At 69.0% G+C, this 19,549-nt stretch carries 16 protein-coding genes; 9 read left to right on the top strand and 7 right to left on the bottom strand.

The window, feature by feature from the left end:
• Positions 1-51: 51 nt before the first annotated feature.
• The 3 genes from PGN23_RS03945 to PGN23_RS03935 all read right to left on the bottom strand — a co-directional run bounded on the left by PGN23_RS03945 (position 52) and on the right by PGN23_RS03935 (position 4,523).
• Positions 52-1,689 (bottom strand): sensor domain-containing diguanylate cyclase, encoded by a 1,638-nt coding sequence (locus PGN23_RS03945; RefSeq protein WP_335301532.1) that lies wholly within the window; start codon positions 1,687-1,689, stop codon positions 52-54.
• A gap of 170 nt (positions 1,690-1,859) precedes the next feature.
• A complete protein-coding gene (gene clpA / locus PGN23_RS03940; protein ID WP_335301531.1) occupies positions 1,860-4,187 on the bottom strand; it encodes an ATP-dependent Clp protease ATP-binding subunit ClpA in 2,328 nt (775 codons plus the stop codon).
• Positions 4,188-4,325: 138 nt separating this feature from the next.
• A complete protein-coding gene (locus PGN23_RS03935; protein WP_335301530.1) occupies positions 4,326-4,523 on the bottom strand; it encodes a DUF1192 domain-containing protein in 198 nt (65 codons plus the stop codon).
• A gap of 74 nt (positions 4,524-4,597) precedes the next feature.
• On the opposite strand from PGN23_RS03935, the gene PGN23_RS03930 reads away from it, so the two are divergent.
• From PGN23_RS03930 to PGN23_RS03890, 9 genes are all read left to right on the top strand, one after another.
• Positions 4,598-5,596: an NAD(P)H-quinone oxidoreductase gene (locus PGN23_RS03930; RefSeq protein ID WP_335301529.1), complete on the top strand. Its 999-nt coding sequence runs from the start codon at positions 4,598-4,600 to the stop codon at positions 5,594-5,596.
• Between the two features lie 151 nt (positions 5,597-5,747).
• Positions 5,748-6,632, top strand: a complete 885-nt coding sequence (locus tag PGN23_RS03925) for a UDP-2,3-diacylglucosamine diphosphatase (RefSeq protein WP_335301528.1) — start codon at positions 5,748-5,750, stop codon at positions 6,630-6,632.
• On the top strand, positions 6,632-7,654 hold the full coding sequence (locus tag PGN23_RS03920) for a glycosyltransferase family 4 protein (RefSeq protein WP_335302072.1): 1,023 nt from the start codon (positions 6,632-6,634) through the stop codon (positions 7,652-7,654). Before PGN23_RS03925 ends, PGN23_RS03920 begins: the two co-directional genes overlap by 1 nt.
• A 94-nt stretch (positions 7,655-7,748) precedes the next feature.
• Positions 7,749-8,423, top strand: coding sequence for a DUF1013 domain-containing protein (locus tag PGN23_RS03915; RefSeq protein WP_335301527.1), 675 nt, complete (start codon positions 7,749-7,751; stop codon positions 8,421-8,423).
• Positions 8,424-8,543: 120 nt separating this feature from the next.
• Positions 8,544-9,632 (top strand): MBL fold metallo-hydrolase, encoded by a 1,089-nt coding sequence (locus PGN23_RS03910; RefSeq protein ID WP_335301526.1) that lies wholly within the window; start codon positions 8,544-8,546, stop codon positions 9,630-9,632.
• Between the two features lie 19 nt (positions 9,633-9,651).
• Positions 9,652-10,422 carry a 3'-5' exonuclease gene (locus PGN23_RS03905; RefSeq protein ID WP_335301525.1) on the top strand — a complete coding sequence of 257 codons (771 nt, stop codon included), beginning with the start codon at positions 9,652-9,654 and terminating at the stop codon, positions 10,420-10,422.
• 77 nt (positions 10,423-10,499) lie between these two features.
• Entirely contained in the window at positions 10,500-12,011 is a 1,512-nt protein-coding gene (locus PGN23_RS03900) for a sensor histidine kinase (protein ID WP_335301524.1), read from the top strand.
• Entirely contained in the window at positions 12,008-12,451 is a 444-nt protein-coding gene (locus PGN23_RS03895; RefSeq protein ID WP_335301523.1) for a response regulator, read from the top strand. The genes PGN23_RS03900 and PGN23_RS03895 overlap by 4 nt, the downstream gene beginning before the upstream one ends.
• Complete coding sequence (locus PGN23_RS03890; protein ID WP_335301522.1) at positions 12,448-13,503, top strand: sensor histidine kinase; 1,056 nt, start codon at positions 12,448-12,450, stop codon at positions 13,501-13,503. Before PGN23_RS03895 ends, PGN23_RS03890 begins: the two co-directional genes overlap by 4 nt.
• A gap of 217 nt (positions 13,504-13,720) precedes the next feature.
• On the opposite strand, the gene cysN is transcribed toward PGN23_RS03890, so the two are convergent.
• The 4 genes from cysN to PGN23_RS03870 form a co-directional block, all read right to left on the bottom strand.
• Positions 13,721-15,631: a sulfate adenylyltransferase subunit CysN gene (gene cysN, locus PGN23_RS03885; RefSeq protein ID WP_335301521.1), complete on the bottom strand. Its 1,911-nt coding sequence runs from the start codon at positions 15,629-15,631 to the stop codon at positions 13,721-13,723.
• Positions 15,632-15,776: 145 nt separating this feature from the next.
• A complete protein-coding gene (gene cysD, locus PGN23_RS03880; RefSeq protein ID WP_335301520.1) occupies positions 15,777-16,673 on the bottom strand; it encodes a sulfate adenylyltransferase subunit CysD in 897 nt (298 codons plus the stop codon).
• Complete coding sequence (gene cysQ, locus PGN23_RS03875; RefSeq protein WP_335301519.1) at positions 16,670-17,485, bottom strand: 3'(2'),5'-bisphosphate nucleotidase CysQ; 816 nt, start codon at positions 17,483-17,485, stop codon at positions 16,670-16,672. Before cysQ ends, cysD begins: the two co-directional genes overlap by 4 nt.
• 667 nt (positions 17,486-18,152) lie before the next feature.
• Positions 18,153-19,508 carry a cytochrome P450 gene (locus tag PGN23_RS03870; protein WP_335301518.1) on the bottom strand — a complete coding sequence of 452 codons (1,356 nt, stop codon included), beginning with the start codon at positions 19,506-19,508 and terminating at the stop codon, positions 18,153-18,155.
• Positions 19,509-19,549 lie beyond the last annotated feature (41 nt).

Here is a 19,549-nt window from a genome sequence, read left to right as displayed (position 1 = left end):
GGCGTCCACCGCGATCCTAACCCGATTGCGGCGCCGGCGACAGGGGGTTCGTCAGGCGGCCTGCGCCCAGCGCGCCCGGTCGCGGCCGGCATTCTTGGCGACGTACAGTGCGCGATCGGCCTCGCGGTACAGCCGCGTCCAGTCGCCCTCCGTCTCCAGATAGCCGATGCTGCTGCCCAGCGATGCGGTCACGCGCAGGTCGAACGGCATCCGTGCGCCGCGGATGGCGTCGAGCAGCCGGTCGGGCAGGACCGTCGTCTGCGACGGAGAGATGACCGCGAACTCCTCGCCGCCCAGCCGCGCGACCAGGGCGTCCGCCGGCGCGGCGTTCTGCAGCGTCGCCGCGAACACGCGCAGCACCTCGTCGCCGCCGTCATGCCCCAGCGCATCGTTGACCTGACGGAAGTGGTCGATGTCGACCAGGACCAGCACCCGCGGGGAAACCCCGCCGCTCGCCAGCACCTCGCGCAGCAGCGCGCGTCGGTTGAGCAGCCCGGTCAGCGGGTCGCGATCCGCCAGCCGCAGCGCCTGCGATTCCTTTTCGCGCGCCGCATCGCGCTCCTCGGAGACCAGCCTGATCCGCCATGCGATCACGATCGAGCTGGTGGTCGCCTCCATCACCATCGCGAACAGCGTGGAGTTGTCGAGCCAGAAGTTCCAGCCGACCAGCCCCAGCGCCTGCACGATCCGCAGCCCCGCGACGACGACCGGGATCGCCCAGGCGAGGGCGAACCCGCGGACATAGGGCACACCGGCGCGCCACGCCCCCCACAGCACCGGCACGACCAGCGTCAGCGCCATCCCGAAGGTGACGACGGCCAATCGATCCAGCAGGACCGCCTGCCACGGCATCAGCACCGCGAAGGCGCAGGCCGCCGCCACCAGCAGCCCGGTCACCACGTTCGCCACCTGCCGCATGCGGCGCGACAGCACCGGCGATCCGAAGAACGATCGTGCGAAGCCGAGCGCGAAGGTCAGCGTCAGCGCGAGCAGGACCATGTTGATCTTCAGCCGCAGGTTGTTGTCCATCCGCAGCATCGGGCCCAGCACGCCCGACGTGCTGAGACCGTAGAGCAGCAGGGTGGCGACCATCGCGCAATACGGCAGCCGGAAGCCGTGACGCAGCGACCGCCACAGCGCGACGTTCGACACCAGCAGCGACAGGCAGATTCCACCGAACGCCGCATAGAGCGCCGCCAGCGTCACCTCGCGGGTCTGCGCCTCCTCCACCGTCGCGATATGCGGGCTGAGCAGGATGCCGCGGGTATTGGCCGCGCCCCTGATCTCCCACAGCAGCCGCACGGGCCGCGCCGCATGCTGCGGGATCGCCAGCTGGAACACCGACCCCAGTTTCAGATGGCGCCACGCATCGCCATGGTCGAAGCGCCGGGTACGGATCGTCCCGTCGGCATAGCGGACATGGAGCGTCGCCGATTGCTGATAGAGGCTCAGCGAGCGGACCAGCCCCCCGGCATCCGCGGGCAGCGGCTGCGACACTACCCAGAAATCCCCGGATCCCCAGTGCTTCTGATCCCCCGAACAATCGAAACCGGCGGGACGCGCGATGATCGCGGCGGCGCTATCGCCGGACCGGATCGGGCGGATGCAGGTGGCCAGCGCGCGCCCGGCATCCGCCTGCGCCGCGGGCACAGCGACGACGAAGGCGAGCATCACCCCCAGCGCCATCATCAGGCGTGCCGCGATTCCCGGAACCATTTGAAAGGACTAGCCCAGCCGGCGTAAAAGAGGGTTAACGAAAACCATTGCCCGCACCGCCGCCTCCGCCCGACACGCGACGGGCCGGGTGTCGCCACCCGGCCCGCGCCCCAAATGATCCTCCCGACGCGCGGCCGGGCCGGTCAGCCGGCCTCCGCCGGTGCGGCCTTGCCGCCCTTCTTCTTGCCCGGCTTCTTGGGCGCGGCTGGCTCGATCGCGAAGGCGAGCGCGCCGTCCTTCATCTTCACCGTCACCTCGCCGCCATGGACCAGCTTGCCGAACAGCAACTCCTCGGCCAGCGGCTGCTTGATCTTCTCCTGGATCAGGCGGCCCATGGGACGCGCGCCATAGAGCTTGTCGTAGCCCTTCTCCGTCAGCCACGCCTTCGATTCGTCGTCCAGCTTGATATGGACGTCGCGGTCGGCCAGTTGCAGCTCCAGCTGGAGGATGAACTTGTCGACCACGCGCGCCACGACGTCCGGCGGCAGATAGCCGAACGGGACGATCGCGTCGAGGCGGTTGCGGAACTCCGGCGAGAACATCTTCTGCACCGCCTGCTCGTCCTCGCCCTCCCGCGTCAGCGCGCCGAAGCCGATCGTCTCGCGCGCCATGTCGGCCGCGCCCGCATTGGTCGTCATGATGAGGATGACGTTGCGGAAGTCGACCGTCTTGCCGTGCTGATCGGTCAGGCGGCCGTTGTCCATCACCTGCAACAGGATGTTGAACAGGTCGGGGTGCGCCTTCTCGATCTCGTCCAGCAGCAGCACGCAGTGCGGATTCTGGTCGACCGCATCGGTCAGCAGGCCACCCTGGTCGAACCCGACATAGCCCGGGGGCGCGCCGATCAGCCGGCTGACCGAATGGCGCTCCATATATTCGGACATGTCGAACCGCTGGAGCGGAATGCCCAGGATCGTCGACAGCTGCTTGGCCACCTCCGTCTTGCCGACGCCGGTCGGGCCGGTGAAGAGATAGTTGCCGATCGGCTTCTCCGGCTCGCGCAGGCCCGCGCGCGCCAGCTTGATCGCGCTCGCCAGCTTCTCGATCGCCGCATTCTGCCCGAAGACGACGCGCTTCAGGTCGGTTTCCAGCGTCTCCAGCTGCTTCTTGTCGTCGGTCGACACGCTCTTGGGCGGGATGCGCGCCATGGTCGCGATGACCTGCTCGATCTCCCTGGCGGTGATCGTCTTCTTGCGCTTGCTGGGGGCCACAAGCATCTGCATCGCGCCCACCTCGTCGATCACGTCGATCGCCTTGTCGGGCAGCTTGCGGTCGTTGATGTAGCGCGCGCTGAGCTCGACCGCGCTCTTGATCGCGTCCGGGGTGTACTTCACCTTGTGGTGATCCTCGAACGCGCTGCGCAGCCCGGCCAGGATCTTGATCGTGTCCTCGATCGTCGGCTCGTTGACGTCGATCTTCTGGAACCGGCGCAATAGCGCGCGATCCTTTTCGAAGTGATTGCGGAATTCCTTGTAGGTCGTCGAGCCGATGCAGCGGATCGTGCCGCCCGACAGCGCGGGCTTCAGCAGGTTGGACGCATCCATCGCGCCGCCGCTGGTCGCGCCGGCGCCGATCACCGTATGGATCTCGTCGATGAAGAGCACCGCATGCGGCAGCTTCTCCAGCTCGTTGACGACCGCCTTCAGTCGCTCCTCGAAATCGCCGCGATAGCGCGTGCCCGCGAGCAGCGCCCCCATGTCGAGCGAGTAGATCACGGCTTCCTTGAGCACGTCGGGCACGTCGCCCTCGACGATCTTGCGCGCCAGTCCTTCCGCGATCGCGGTCTTGCCGACGCCGGGATCGCCGACATACAGCGGGTTGTTCTTGCTGCGGCGGCACAGGATCTGGACGGTGCGATCGACCTCGGCCGAGCGCCCGATCAGCGGATCGACCTTGCCGATCTTCGCCTTCTCGTTCAGGTCGACGGTGAACTGCTTGAGCGCGCTTTCGCCCTTCTTGCCGTCCACCGGCTTTTCCTTCTTCTCCTCCTCGGCCGCGCCCTTGACCGCGGGCGCCTCCGAACCGGCCGCGGCGCCCTTGCCGACGCCGTGGCTGATGAAGCTCACCGCATCCAGCCGGCTCATGTCCTGCTGCTGGAGGAAATAGACCGCGTAGCTCTCGCGCTCGCTGAACAGCGCGACCAGCACGTTGGCGCCGGTCACCTCGTCGCGGCCCGACGACTGGACGTGCAGGATCGCCCGCTGGACGACGCGCTGGAACCCGCTGGTGGGGGAGGGATCGGTCGCGGCATCGACCTTCAGCGCGCCCAGCTCGGTGTCGAGATAATGCGCGACGGTGGTGCGCAGGTCGCCCAGCTCCACCCCGCACGCCGACATCACCTGGCTGGCATGTTCGTCGTCGATCAGCGCGAGCAGCAGATGTTCGAGCGTGGCATATTCGTGGCGACGCGAGGACGCAGCCTCCAGCGCCTTGTGCAGCGTGGTCTCTAGGGCGCTGGCGAATGACGGCATGGGACGTTTACTCCTGGCGGCACGCGTGTGGACACGCGGCCCTTGACCCTATGTCGGGACGGCAAGGCCCTTCATCAAGCTGGACGGCATCGGCCCGCGGGAGGCGGCGGCACCGCCCCCGACCGGGAACGCCGGCGCTCACCGTCTGAATAGCGCGTCGGCGCTTGCGCGATGGTTAACGGCGCCTTCGATCTTGGCGCGGGTACGGGCGACCTCCCCCTCCAGCGCGGCGATGCGGGCATGCAGTTCGGCGACGGACAGCCGGTCCAGATCCTCGCGCAGCAGCGCGGGCAGCGGATCGTCGGGGCGTGGCCCCAGGATATCGTCCAGGTCCATGGGGCACAGCGTTGACCGCCACGCTGCCGAAGTCAATAAGGCCGCGATTGCTGTTCCGAAAAGGTTTCCCCCGCATGACCGACCGCCCTTCGACGATGCTGGCGATCGATCCCGACACATCCGGCGGACCGGAGGTGCTGGTGCCGGTCGAGCGGCCGGTGCCGCAGCCGGCGCCGGGCGAGGTGCTGGTCCGTGTCGCCGCGGCGGGCGTCAACCGACCCGACGTGCTCCAGCGGCTGGGCGGCTATCCCCCGCCGCCGGGCGCGCCCTCCACGCTGGGGCTGGAGTTCGCGGGCGAGATCATCGGGCTGGGCGAGGGCGTGGACGCGGCGATGATGGGGCAGCCGGTCTGCGCGCTTGTCGCGGGCGGCGCCTATGCCGAATATGCGGTCGCCCCCGCGGGCCAGTGCCTGCCGGTGCCCGACGCCTTGTCGATGATCGAGGCGGCGGCATTGCCCGAGACGCTGTACACCGTCTGGACCAACCTGTTCGAACGCGCCTTCGCGGTCGAGGGGGATACGGTGCTGGTCCATGGCGGCACCAGCGGGATCGGGACGACCGCGATCACGCTCGCCAATCTGTTCGGGCTGGAGATCATCGTCACGGTCGGTTCGGACGAGAAGAAGGCGGCGGCGCTGCGGCTCGGCGCCGATCACGCGATCAACTACCGCAGCGAGGATTTCGTCGAGCGGGTGAAGGAGATCACCGGGGGCAAGGGCTGCGCCGCGGTGCTCGACATGGTCGGAGGCGACTATGTCCCGCGCAACCTGAAGTGCCTGGGCGAGGACGGGCGTCATGTCTCGATCGCGGTACAGGGCGGGGCGACCGCGACGGTGCCGATCTTCGACATCATGCGTCGCCGGCTGACGCTGACCGGATCGACGCTGCGCGCACGCGACGCCGGGTTCAAGACGCTGGTGACGGACGAGATCGCGCGCACCGTCTGGCCGCATGCGGCAGCGGGCAAGCTGCGCCCGGTGATCGACCGCACCTTCCCGCTGGCGCAGGCCGCGGACGCGCACCGCCGGATGGAGGCGGGCGACCATGTCGGGAAGATCGTGCTGACGATGTAACCCGCGCCCGCGGCGCCGCCGCCCCCGGGATCGTCATGCCGTCGCCATCGCCGCGACGCGAAACCGTCACGCCTGCGCCGCGCATCCGTCACGCCGTCGTGATGCCCGTGTCACACCGCCGGGGCATAGGGCGGTGTCGAGGGAGGGCGTCATGCGATCCAGCTTCGAGTCAACCACCGGCACCCATCTGGCCGAGGTCACCGACCTGTTCGACTTCGCCGAGTCGCGTCCGCAGCGGCCCGAGGTCGCGACCGGGGAACGCCAGCGCTATCGCACGGTCTGGATCAGCGACGTCCATCTGGGCACGCGCGGCTGCAACGCCGACCTGCTGATCGACTTCCTGGATCATGTCGACAGCCGCACGATGTATCTGGTCGGCGACATCATCGACGGCTGGCAGCTGAAGAAGCGGTTCTTCTGGCCCGCCGCGCACAACGACGTCATCTGGCGGCTGATGAAGCGCGCGCGCCGCGGCACGAAGATGGTCTATATCCCCGGCAATCACGACGAAATGTTCCGCCAGTTCGCGGGTCTCGACTTCGGCGGCATCCAGATCCGGCGCAAGGCGATCCACGAAACCGCGGACGGGCGGCGGCTGCTGGTGCTCCACGGCGACGAATTCGACGCGATCACGCTCTCGCACCGCTGGCTCGCGCACGTCGGGGACGCCGCCTACACGCTGCTGATGGGGCTCAACCGCTGGGTCAGCGCGATCCGGCGGCGGTTCGGCATGCCCTATTGGTCGCTCAGCAAGCATGCCAAGGCCAAGGTGAAGAACGCGGTCGCCTTCATCTCCCGCTTCGAGGAGATCGTGGCGGAGGCCGCGGGCGCGCGCGGCGTCGACGGCGTGGTGTGCGGGCACATCCACACCGCCGAAATGCGCGAGATCGCCGGCATCGCTTATTACAACGACGGCGACTGGGTGGAGGGCTGCACCGCACTGGTCGAGCATTTCGACGGCCGTATGGAGATCGTCCATTGGGCCGACGAGATCGCGAAGCGCAACCCCGACGCCACGCCCGCGCTGGCCGCGTGATGCGGATCGCGATCGTCACCGACGCCTGGGCGCCGCAGGTCAATGGCGTCGTGCGCACGCTGGAATCGGTCATCGCCGAGTTGCGCGGCGACGGGCATGAGGTGCTGGTGGTGTCCCCCGCCGGCATACGCTCGCTCCCCTGCCCCACCTATCCCGAAATCCGGCTGGCGCTGATGACGCCCGCCGCGATCGGCCGGCGCATCGCCCGGTTCGGGGCGGAGGCGGTGCATATCGCGACCGAGGGACCGCTGGGACTGGCGGCGCGGCGCTGGTGTCTGACCTGCCGCCTGCCCTTCACCACCGCCTATCACACGCAATTCCCCGATTACGTCGCGGCGCGCACCGGGGCCGACCCGGCGTGGATCTGGCGCTACGTGCGCTGGTTCCACGCCCCCGCGGCGGCGATCCTGGCCTCCACCCCGACGATCGAGCGCACGCTGAACGCGCACGGCCTGCCGCACGTGCGCCGCTGGGGCCGCGGCGTCGCGCGCGAATTCACCGCGTACGGTCCGCGCCATCCGCGTCTGGCGGCGCTGCCGGGCCCGGTGCTGCTCCACGTCGGCCGCGTCGCGGTGGAAAAGAACATCGCCGCCTTCCTCGCCGCCGATGTCCCCGGCACGAAGGTGGTGGTCGGCGACGGCCCGGCGCGCGCGGCGCTGGAGCGGCAATATCCGCAAGCCATCTTCCCGGGAGCGCTGTTCGGCGAGGATCTGGCCGCCGCCTATCGCGCCGCCGATGCGCTGGTCTTTCCCAGCCGGACCGACACGTTCGGCCTGGTGATGATCGAGGCGCTGGCCTGCGGCACCCCGGTCGCGGCCTATCCGGTCGCGGGCCCGGTCGACGTGCTGACGCCGGAGACGGGGGCGATGCACGACGATCTGCCCACCGCGATCGCCGGCGCGCTGGCGCTCGACCGCGGCGTGTGTGCGGCAGCGGGTGCGCGCTTCACCTGGGCCGCGAGCGCGCGCCAGTTCCTCGACGCGCTGCAACCGATCGCGAGCGTACACGCGCTCGCTGCGTGAGCGGCTTGCCCTGACGCACGCCACGCATTAAGTCTGCCCGTGATAGCGGCCGCTCCGGGAAGGGGCGGCCCTTTGCATTTATGGAGTTCCCCGCATGAACCAGCCGCTCATGCCCCATGCCACCGCCTCCTGGCTGGTCGACAATACCGCGCTTTCCTTCGAGCAGATCGCCGATTTCTGCGGGCTGCACATCCTGGAGGTGCAGGCGATCGCCGACGACACCGCCGCGACCAAGCTGACCGGGCGCGACCCCGTTCGCGCGCATGAGGTGACGCAGGACGAGATCGACAAGGCGCAGGCCGATCCCGATTACCGCATGAAGATGACCAAGGGTCCGGACCAGGTGCGCCGTACCAAGGGGCCGCGCTACACCCCGGTCAGCAAGCGGCAGGACAAACCCGACGGCATCGCCTGGATCATCCGCAACCATCCGGAAATCTCGGACGGCGCGATCGGCAACCTGATCGGCACCACGCGCACCACGATCGCGGCGATCCGCGACCGCAGCCACTGGAACATCGCCAACATCACGCCGAAGGATCCGGTGACGCTGGGCCTGACGACGCAGCGCGAGCTGGACGCCGCCGTCGCCAAGGCCGCCAAGGCCGCCGGGATCGAGCAGCAGCAGACCGACACCCGCCTCGACGGCGACCGCGAGGCGCTGATCGCGTCGCTGCGCGCGCAGCGCGAGCAGGCGGCGCGCGATGCGGAGAACGGCGTGGACAGCGACGCGCCGCGCCCGGCGTTCGAGGACCCGTTCCGCCGCTGAAACCTGGCCGCTGTCACGTCCTTCGTCACCCCGGCCTTGAGCCGGGATGACGTGAGCCCCTAAGCCGTTCGCTTCATTTACCGCGTGACGGCGCCCCCCGACACGCGCTACGCCGTTGCCATGGCAACGCATTACCAGCGCGCGCTCATCGGCGACGAAGGGCTGACCCCGACCAGCAGCGAGGGGCTCACCTTCCCCTTCGGCGACCGCGCGCCGCAGCCGGGCGAATTGCTGACGATCGCGCCCGGCATCCGCTGGTGGCGCGTGCCGATGAGCGGGCCGCTCAAGCACGTCAACGGCCTGATCCTCGACGATGGCGACGACGAGCTGCTCGCGATCGATACCGGCACCGCCTCGCCGCGCTCGACCGAGGCGTGGCGGACGATCCTGGAGGGGCCGCTGGCGGGCAGGCGCGTGACGCGCATCCTGGGGACGCACATGCACCCCGACCATATCGGGCTGGCGGGGTGGCTGTCGCGCCGTTCGGACGATGCCCCGATCCTGATGACGCGGACCGAATGGCTGATGGCGCGGATGCTGTCGGCCGATGCCCGGACCGAGGTGCCCGAGGAACAGGTCGCCTTCTGGCGCGGCGCGGGCTGGGACGTGGAGCAGATCGCCACCGCCTCGAAGGGCGGTTTCGCCAATTTCTCGAAGATGATCGCGCGGCTGCCGCTGGGCTATGTCCGCATCCGCGACGGCGAAATGCTGCGGATCGGCGGCCACGACTGGCGCGTGGTTGTCGGCAGCGGCCATTCGCCGGAGCACGCGTGCCTGCTCGACGAGGAACGCCGCATCCTGATCGCGGGCGATCAGGTGCTGCCGCGGATCAGCTCCAACATCTCGCTCCATGCCAACGAACCGGGCGCCGATCCGCTCGGCGAATGGCTCGCCTCGATCGAGCGGTTCCGCGACCTGTCCGACGACCTGCTGGTGCTGCCGGGTCATGGCGATCCCTTCTACGGGCTGCACGCGCGGCTGGATGCACTGGAGCGCGAGCATCGCGACCGGCTGGACGCGCTGGTCGCGCACATGGGCGAGCCGCGCCGCGCGGTCGACTGCTTCGGACAGCTGTTCCGCCGCCCGATCGGCCCCGACGTGGTCGCGATGGCGACCGGCGAGGCACTGGCGCACCTGCGCCACCTGGAGGTCACCGGGCGCGCCCGGCGCGACGTCCGCGACGGCATATGGTGGTATTCGCGCGCGTAAGGGCCCACATGGGTCGGGCATGATGTACCCCCGCCGCCAGACGCAGCAGATCATCCGCGTCGTCGACCTGGAGACCACCGGCTCCGCCCCGCCCGCGCATGCGGTGTGCGAGGTGGGGTGGCAGGATGTCGCGCTGGGCGAGGGCGGCCGCTGGGAATTGTATGGCGAGGGTGGCAACATCCTCATCAACCCCGGTCGCTCGATGCCGCCGATCACCCAGGCGATCCACCATATCCGCGACGAGGACGTCGCCGATGCCCCGTGGTGGCACGACGTCGCGCGGCAGGTGCTGGACCCCTATCCGCGCCGCATCGCGCTCGCCGCGCACCGCGCCGCGTTCGAGGAGCAGTTCTGCACGCCCGCGCTGACGCACGGTGCGGACTGGATCTGCACGTGGAAATGCGCGCTGCGGCTGTGGCCCGACAGTCCCAGCTTCTCCAACCAGGTGCTGCGCTACTGGCGCAAGCCCGCCGGGCTGGATCACGAGCGCGGCCTGCCCGCGCACCGCGCCTTCCCCGACGCCTATGTCACCGCGCACCACCTGCGCGACCAGCTGAACGAGGCGTCGGTGGCGCAGCTGGTGCAATGGTCGAGCGAGCCGGGGTTGCTCCCGCGCGTCCGCTACGGCCCCGACCGCGGCAAGGAGTGGCGCGAGATCGAGGAGGAGAGCCTCGTCAAGTTCATGACCGACCGCGATCCCGACATCCGCTTCACCGCCGAGACGGAGATGGCGCGGCGGCGCGGCGGCGGGCACGTGGGGCGCATGAATCCGCAGGAGCTGCTGCTGTGATCCGCGCGGACGCTTAACCGGCTTTACGAAAGTAACGCTGGCGTGGCGGCGGCCCGCGCGATACCCCGCCGGACAATATGGCCGGCATCAGGGGCAGTGACGAGAGCATCGGGCGCAGGCTGACCGGCTTCATGGTCGTTGGCTTCCTGGCGCTGCTCGCGGTCGGACTGGCGGCGGCGTGGACGACCAGCCGCGGGCAGACGCACATCCGCTGGCTGGCGCATTCCTACGAGGTTCAGAACGCGATCCTCGACGCGCGCCAGACGATCGAGCGCGGCGAAACCTCGCGCCGCGGCTATCTGCTGGCGCCGCGTCAGACCGATTTCCTCGCCATCTATCGCAACAGCGCCAATGCGGTGCCGCTGCGGCTGAAGCATCTGCGTCGGCTGGTGCGGGACAATCCGGAGCAGACCGCGCTCTACCGCCTCCTGCTGGCGCAGATGCAGCGGCTGGCGGCGATCCGCGAACACTCGCTCGACCTGATCGCGGCAGGGCGCGTGGCGGAGGCGCGCGGCGCGTTCAATACCGAGCATTCCGCCGTGCCGATGGCGGACATCCGGGAGACGCTGGACCGGATGTCGGCCGCCGAGCAGAAGCTTCTCGACGTGCGCGAGCGCGACGTCGTCGACAGCGAGCGGATGTTCTACGCCGTCCTCGTGCTGTCGGCGGTGCTGCTGCTGATCGTGGCGATCACCTCGCTGGCCACCGTGCTGGGCTATACCCGCGATCTCGGTCGATCGCGCGATGCCCTGGCCTCGCTCAACGCGCATCTGGAAGAGATGGTCGCGGATCGCACCCAGGATCTGACGCGCGCCAACGAGGAGATCCAGCGCTTCGCCTATATCGTCAGCCACGACCTGCGCTCTCCGCTGGTCAACGTGATGGGCTTCACCGCGGAGCTGGAGGCCGCGGCGGGGTCGCTGCGCACGCTGGTCGATCGCGTCGAGGCGGAGGCGCCCGCACTCGCCTCCCCGGATGCCGCACTCGCCGCGCGCGAGGATTTGCCCGAGGCGATCGGCTTCATCCGGTCCTCGACGCAGCGGATGGACCGGCTCATCAACGCCATCCTCCAGCTGTCGCGCTACGGCCGCCGCGTCCTGTCGCCCGAACGGCTCGACGTGAGCGCGATCGTCGGTCAGGTGCGCGACACGCTGGCGCACCGGCTGGCGGAGGCGGAGGCGGTGCTGGAGGTGTCGGGGCGCCTGCCCGATGTGGTCAGCGACCGCTTCTCGATCGAGCAGGTCCTGTCCAACCTGATCGAGAATGCGGTCAAGTATCTGCGCCCCGGCGTCCCCGGCCGTATCGTCGTCAGCGGCCGGTACGAGGGCCCGCGCGTCGTCTACGAGATCGCCGACAACGGCCGCGGCATCGCCGCGTCCGACCATGCGCGCGTGTTCGACCTGTTCCGCCGTTCGGGCGCGCAGGATCGCCCGGGCGAGGGGATCGGGCTCGCCACCGTGCGTGCGCTCGTCTTCCGTCTCGGCGGGCTGATCGACCTTACCTCCACGCTCGGCGAGGGCACGACCTTCCGCCTGTCCCTCCCCCGCACCCTCGCCCATCCCGACAACGTTCAGGACAACCCGCAGTGAACACGCAGCAATCCGTCAACATCATCATGATCGAGGACGACGAGGGGCATGCCCGGCTGATCGAGAAGAACATCCGCCGTGCCGGCATCATGAACGAGATCCGCCACTTCACCGACGGCACCAGCGCGCTCGACTATATCTTCAACGACGATGGCGGACCGGCGCGCAACGGGCCGGCGCTGATCCTCCTCGACCTCAACCTGCCCGACATGAGCGGGACCGACATCCTGGCGCGGATCAAGAACGGCGACGGGGCGGTGAAGCGGACGCCCGTCGTCGTGCTGACGACCACCGACGACGCGCGCGAGATCCAGCGCTGCTATGATCTGGGCGCCAACGTCTATATCACCAAGCCGGTGAATTACGAGAATTTCGCCACCGCGATCCGCCAGCTAGGGCTGTTCCTGTCGGTGATCCAGGTCCCGGACTTCGACGGATGACGCTCCCCGCGGCCCCGCGCGTGCTCTATATCGACGACGACGCCGGCATCCGGCGGCTGGTGACGCGCGCGCTGGAGCGGCGCGGCTATGCGGTGACCGCGGCGGACGGCGGCGAGGCGGGCGTGGCGGCGGCCGCGGCGGAGGGGTTCGACCTGGTCGCAGTCGATCATTACATGCCCGGGATCGACGGGCTGGAGACGATGGCGCGGCTGGCGCAGCTGCCGCACCCCCCGGCGGTAGTCTATGTCACCGGGTCTGAGGAGAGCCGGGTCGCGGTGGCGGCGCTGCGCGCGGGCGCGGCGGACTATGTCGTGAAGACGCCGGGCGAGGACTTCTTCGACCTGCTCGACGCCGCGTTCCGCCAGGTGCTGGCGCGGACCGCGCTGACGGCCGCGAAGTCGCAGGCCGAGGACGAACTGCGCGCGAGTAATGCGCGGCTGGAGGCGCTGCTGGCGGAGGTGAATCACCGCGTCGCCAACTCGCTCCAGATCGTCTCCGCGATGGTGCGGATGCAGGCGGGCGCGGTCGCCGATCCCGCCGCGCGTGCCGCGCTGGAGGATACCGAGCGCCGCATTGCCGCGATCGCGCACGTCCACCGCCGCCTGTACAGCGGGCATGACGTCGAGCATGTCGACATGCGCGACTATCTGGCGCAGCTGATCCGCGAGCTGGCCGCGACCTGGTCCACCACCGACCGCCCGCGCGACCTGAAGCTGGAGGCGACGCCGCTCAACCTGCCGACCGACCGCGCGGTGTCGCTGGGGGTGATCGTCACCGAACTGGTCAGCAACGCGTGCAAATACGCCTATCCCGATGGCGAGGGGCAGGTCCGCATCGCCTTGACGCGGCATGACGACGACCGCTTCCGCCTGACGGTCGAGGACGACGGCGTCGGCATCGGCGACGCGCCGCCCAAGGGGACCGGAGTCGGCACCCGGCTGATCCGCGCGATGGCGCAAAGCCTGGACACGGTGGTGGAATACGATCCGGCGCATGCGGGCACGCGCGCGATCCTGTCGGCGGCGGTGCGGGGGTCGAAGCCGCCACTATAGCGGCATTCCGTCATGCCGGGCTTGGCCCGGCACGTCGTGCCTCTGCGAAAATCCTTTCTTGTTCCCCGGCGAAGGCCGGGGCCCAGTTGGCGTGGCTTTTCGGTCTGTTACCACCGTCCCCCAGCTGGGCCCCGGCCTTCGCCGGGGGACAAGGAACCGAGTTTCGCAAAGGTCTCGGTCAAGCCCGGCGTGACGGAGGATGAGAGGTGACGGATCCTTACCCCTCCTCGCGCGCCAGCAGCCAGGCGACGATGCGGTCCGCCGCGGACTCGGCATCCTCCGCCGCGGTGTCGATGCGGATTTCGGGGGCCTCGGGCGCTTCGTACGGGCTGTCGATGCCGGTGAAGTTGGCGAGCTTGCCCGACCGGGCCTTGGCATAGAGCCCCTTCACGTCGCGCGCTTCCGCCGCGGCGAGCGTGGTATCGACATGGACCTCGACGAACTCGCCGCCTGCCAGCATCTGGCGCACCATGTCGCGCTCGGCGCGGAAGGGGGAGATGAAGGCGGTCAGCACGATCAGCCCGGCGTCGGTCATCAGCCGCGCGACCTCGCCGATCCGGCGGATATTCTCCACCCGGTCGGCGTCGGTGAAGCCCAGGTCGCGGTTGAGGCCGTGGCGCACGTTGTCGCCGTCGAGCAGGAAGGTGTGGCGGTTCATCCGCACCAGCTTCTTCTCGACCAGATTCGCGATCGTCGACTTGCCCGCGCCCGACAGTCCGGTGAACCAGACCACCGCGGGGCGCTGGTTCTTCAGGTCCGCGCGCTTCTCTCGCGTGATGTCCAGATGCTGGCGGTGGACGTTGGCGGCGCGGCGCAGCGCGAAGCGGATCATGCCCGCCGCGACGGTCGCGTTGGTCGCCTTGTCGATCAGGATGAACCCGCCCAGCTCGCGGCTGTCGGCATAGGGCGCGAACACCACCGGCCGGTCGAGCGCGAGCGTGACGACGCCGATCGCGTTCAGCTCCAGCGTGCGTGCCGCCGTCTCCTCCAACGTGTTGACGTTGACCTGATATTTGGGCGTGCGCAGCGTCGCGGACGCCGCCTGTGTGCCCAGCTGGAAGGCATAGGACCGGCCCGGCAGCATCGCCTCGTCCGCCATCCAGACGAGCGTCGCCTCGAACTGGTCGGCGACCTCGGGCGGATCGTCCGCGGCGGCGATCATGTCGCCGCGCGAGCAATCGACCTCGTCCGCCAGCGTCAGCGTGACCGACTGGCCCGCCTGCGCATGCTCCAGGTCGCCGCCCAGCGCGACGATCCGCGCCACCGAGGTGGTGCGGCCCGACGGGACGATGCGGACCGGGTCGCCCGGTTTCACCACGCCGCCGGCGATCGTGCCCGCGAACCCGCGGAAGTCGAGATCGGGGCGGTTGACCCATTGCACCGGCAGGCGGAACGCGCCGCGCGCGTCGCGGTCGGCGTCGACGGGGACCGTTTCCAGATGCTCGATCAGGGTGGGGCCGCGGTACCAGGGCATCGCCGCGGACCGGATGTTGGCGATGTTGTCACCGGCGAGCCCCGAAACGGGGATGGCGGTGAAATTCGTGATGCCGATCTCGCTCGCAAAGGCGCGATAGGCCAGTCTGATGCGCTCGAATGTTTGCGCATCATAGCCGACAAGGTCCATCTTGTTGACGGCCAGCACGATGTTGCGGATGCCGATGAGGTGCGCGAGGTACGAATGCCGCCGCGTCTGCGTCAGCACGCCCTTGCGCGCATCGACCAGGATGACCGCGAGATCGGCGGTCGACGCGCCGGTCACCATGTTGCGGGTATATTGTTCGTGCCCCGGCGTATCGGCGACGATGAACTTGCGCTTCCCGGTTGCGAAGAAGCGATAGGCGACGTCGATCGTGATGCCCTGTTCGCGCTCCGCGGCGAGGCCGTCGACCAGCAGCGCGAAGTCGATGTTCTGCCCCTGCGTCCCGACGCGCCTGCTGTCGGCCTCCAGCGTGGCGAGCTGATCCTCGAAGATCTGCTTCGAATCGTAGAGCAGGCGGCCGATCAGCGTCGACTTGCCGTCGTCGACCGAGCCGCAGGTGATGAAGCGCAGCAGCGACTTCGCCTCGTGCTGCGCGAGATAGGCGGCGATGTCGTCGCGGATGAGCGCGTCGGGCTGGTAGGCGGTCACTCTGCCCCTCCCTGGAAGGGAGGGGTTGGGGTGGGTGCGGTCCGGGCGGTACGGTTCGGTTGGCGCAGGTGGTGACGTACCGCTTCCCAAGCACCCACCCCCGGCCCCTCCCTGGAAGGGAGGGGGGAAGAAACAGTCGTGCCCATCAGAAATACCCCTGCTGCTTCTTCTGCTCCATGCTGGCGCCGGCATCCTTGTCGATCGCGCGGCCCTGGCGTTCGCTGGTGGTGGTCAGCAGCATCTCGCGGATCACGTCGTTGAGCGTCGCCGCCTCGCTCTCCACCGCCCCCGACAACGGGTAGCAGCCCAGGGTGCGGAAGCGGACCGAGCGGTCGACCGGCACCTCGCCGGGCTCCAGCCGGAAGCGATCGTCGTCGACCATCAGGATCAGCCCGTCGCGCTCGACGGTGGGGCGCGGCGCGGCGAAGTACAGGGGCACGATCTCGATCCCCTCGCGCGCGATATATTGCCACACGTCCAGCTCGGTCCAGTTGCTGATCGGGAAGACGCGCATGCTCTCCCCCCTGGCATGGCGCGCATTGTAGAGGTGCCACAGCTCCGGGCGCTGCGCCTTGGGATCCCAGCGGTGGGAGGCGGTGCGGAAGGAGAAGATGCGCTCCTTGGCACGGCTCTTCTCCTCGTCGCGGCGCGCGCCGCCGAAGGCGGCGTCGAAGCCGTGGAGGTCGAGCGCCTGCTTCAGCCCCTCGGTCTTCCACATCTCCGTATGCAGCGCGCCGTGGTCGAACGGGTTGATCCCCTGCGCCAGCGCATCGGGGTTGCGGTGGACCAGCAGCTCCATCCCCGCCTCGCGCGCGGCGCGGTCGCGCAGCTCGTACATGGCGCGGAACTTCCACGTGGTGTCGACATGGAGCAGCGGGAACGGCGGCGGCGCCGGGTAGAAGGCCTTGCGCGCCAGATGCAGCATGACCGCCGAATCCTTGCCGACCGAATAGAGCATCACCGGCTTGTCCGCGACCGCGGCGACCTCGCGGATGATATGGATGCTCTCCGCCTCCAGGCGGTCGAGATGCGTCAGCGTCATGCGATGAACGGCCGCAGCGGGGCGGGTTCGTATCCGCCGGTGGCGACGAAGCCGGCGTTGCGGAAACCCGGCTTGCCATAGCGGAAGGGCTCGCCATCGGCGTCGAGCGTGCGCCCGCCCGCGGCGCGCAGCACGGCATCGCCCGCGGCGGTGTCCCACTCCATCGTCGGGCCGGTGCGCGGATAGACGTCCGCCTCGCCGCTGGCGACCAGCACGAACTTCAGGCTGGAGCCGACCGAAACGCGCGCGGCGATCCCGCCGGCGTCGAGCCAGGCGTCGAGACCGGGCATGGCGTGGCTCTTCGACGCGACGGCGCATGGGGCGTCGCTGCATGCGCGGACGTGGATGTCGCGCGCGTCGTGGCGCTCGCCATCCGGCGCGCGCACCGCCTGCCATGCGCCGAGCGCTACGTCGCCCCAATAGACCGCGTGGCGCGCGGGGGCATAGACGACGCCCATGGTGGGCACCCCGCCCTCCACCAGCGCGATGTTGACGGTGAAATCGTCGCCGCGCTTGATGAACTCCTTCGTCCCGTCGAGCGGGTCGACGAGGAAGAAGGCGTCGGCGGCGTCGGGCAGGCGACCGGCGGCGGCTTCCTCCTCCGCGACGACGGGAATCGCGGGAGTGATGGCGGCGAGCCCGGTGAGGATCACCGCCTCCGCCTCGCGATCGGCGATGGTGACGGGGCTCTCGTCCGCCTTGTGCATCACGGTGCAGCCGGCGACGAAATGCCGCCAGACGACGTCGCCGGCGGATTCCGCCAGCGTGACGAGCAGCGCCATCAGGGCGCGGCGGTCGGTGAATTCGATCATGATGCGGGTATGTGGCGAGAAGGCACGGGTGTCGCCAGCAAGTTTGCCGTGTGCGCGGGAAAGTGGGGGTTGGCGCTGCGTGCCATGTTCGTCATGCCGGACTGATTCCGGCATCCACCGTGCCACGCTAACTGTGGCGGCAAGGTGCGCGCCGTGGTGGCCCCCGGAACGGGTCCGGGGTGATGCGCGTGGCGTGGGTGTTCCTGCCCCTCCCGTCATCCCCGCGGAGGCGGGGATCCAGACGCGCGGGTTCTCGATGGAGCCGAGACGGCAGCGCTTCTGGATTCCCGCCTCCGCGGGAATGACGGGGGGGGTCTGCAAACTTATCGTCACCCCGGCGCAAGCGGGACCTTTGCGAAATTGATGCAACAGCGCAGCGTACCGGCCGTGCTCCTGCGCAGGCAGAAGCCCAGGGTCACGCGGAACAACTGCGGGGACCGGCAATCCTGGGCTCCTGCCTTCGCAGGAGCACGGTGGAGATTTTGGCAAGGGTCCCGCTCAAGGCCCGGGTGACAATGTGGGGGCAGTCATCCGTTAAGGCCGTCATCCCCGCGGAGGCGGGGATCCAGACGCGCAGGTGCTCGCAAGGGCCGAGACGGCAGCGCTTCTGGATTCCCGCCTTCGCGGGAATGACGGTGGGGGGTAAAGCCCCGGGGTGACGAGAGGGTCAGGCGGCCGCCGCCTTCCGCTCGGGGGTGAATTCCACCTCCAGCCGCTTGATCGCGTGGACGAAGTTGTTCGGCGCGATGTCCATGTCGCCGGACCAGCGGATGTCGGGGAAGCGGTTGAAGATCTGGCGGTAGGCTTCCTCCAGCTGCAATTGCGCGGTCATGCGGCCGATGCAGATGTGCGGGCCGTAGCCGAAGGCGATGTTCTTCTCCGCGTTCGCACGGGTGATGTCGAAGCGGTCGGGATCGGGGAACATCGCGGGATCGCGGTTGGCGGCGCCGTAGTACATGATGACCTTCTCGCCCTGGGCGATCTTCTGGCCGTGGACCTCGACATCGGCGGTCGCGGTGCGGCGCATGTAGATCACGGGCGAGACCATCCGCGTGATCTCGTGAACCGCATTGGTCAGCAGCGCGCCGTCGCCCTGCAACAGCGCCTTCTGCTCGGGGTTTTCGGTGAACAGCTTCATCGCGCCGGACAGCGAGTTGCGCGTCGTGTCGTTGCCCGCGAAGACGATCAGCAGCCACGCCCCGTCGAGATATTCGCCGGGCAGCTTCTCGCCCTCCACCTCGGCATTGGCGATCGCGCTCATCAGGTCGGCCTGCGGGTCGCGGCGGCGCTTCGCCAGCATGTCGCGGCCGTATTCGAACATCTCGGCGACGTTCTTGTTGAACAGCTCGATGAAGGCGGCGATCTGCGGACTGGGTTCGGAGAGGCCGGCGAGCTGGTCGATCTGCTCCATCGCGATCTGCTGCGCCATCTCCAGGAAATGGATCCAGTTGATGAAGCGCTCGCGGTCCTCGACCGGCACGCCCAGCATCTCGCACAGCGTGAAGATCGGCAGCCGCTGCGCGAACTTCTCGACGAAATCGCACTTGCCGAGCGGGGCCATGGTGTCGAGCAGGCGCGTCACCTCCGCCGAGACACGGTCGCGAAGCCCGCGCATGTAGGTGGCGGTGAAATAGGGCATATGCTCCTTGCGGAGCTGACGGTGCGGGCGGCCGTCGAGGTTTATCATGCTGTTGGTCGAGGCGGAGAAGAGCGTCGGATGCCGAGTCTCCTGCGGCCCGAGCGCCATCAGGATGCCGCCGGTCTCCGAGGAAAAGGTCTCCGGATCGCCGTTGACGCGCTTCACGTCCTCATAGCCGGTCAGCGCCCAGAAGCCGGTGCCGCCGCGCGGCTCGGGGTGCCACATGACGGGCGCCTGCTCGCGCATCCGGGCGAAATCGGCCCATGGCTGGCCGCGGGTAAACCCCTTGATGTCGATGAGGTCGACGCCGGGCAGCGTCGGATAGGTCTGGCCGAAGGTGGGGCCGGCGCGGCCCTCCACGATATGATCGCTGACGAGGCGCATGGATTCACTCCTGGGGGGTGACGAGGATCTTGCCCCGGTGC

This window comes from Sphingomonas adhaesiva, from assembly GCF_036946125.1.
GTDB classification, from domain to species: Bacteria; Pseudomonadota; Alphaproteobacteria; order Sphingomonadales; family Sphingomonadaceae; genus Sphingomonas; species Sphingomonas adhaesiva_A.
This window is presented reverse-complemented; position numbering and strand designations above follow the sequence as displayed.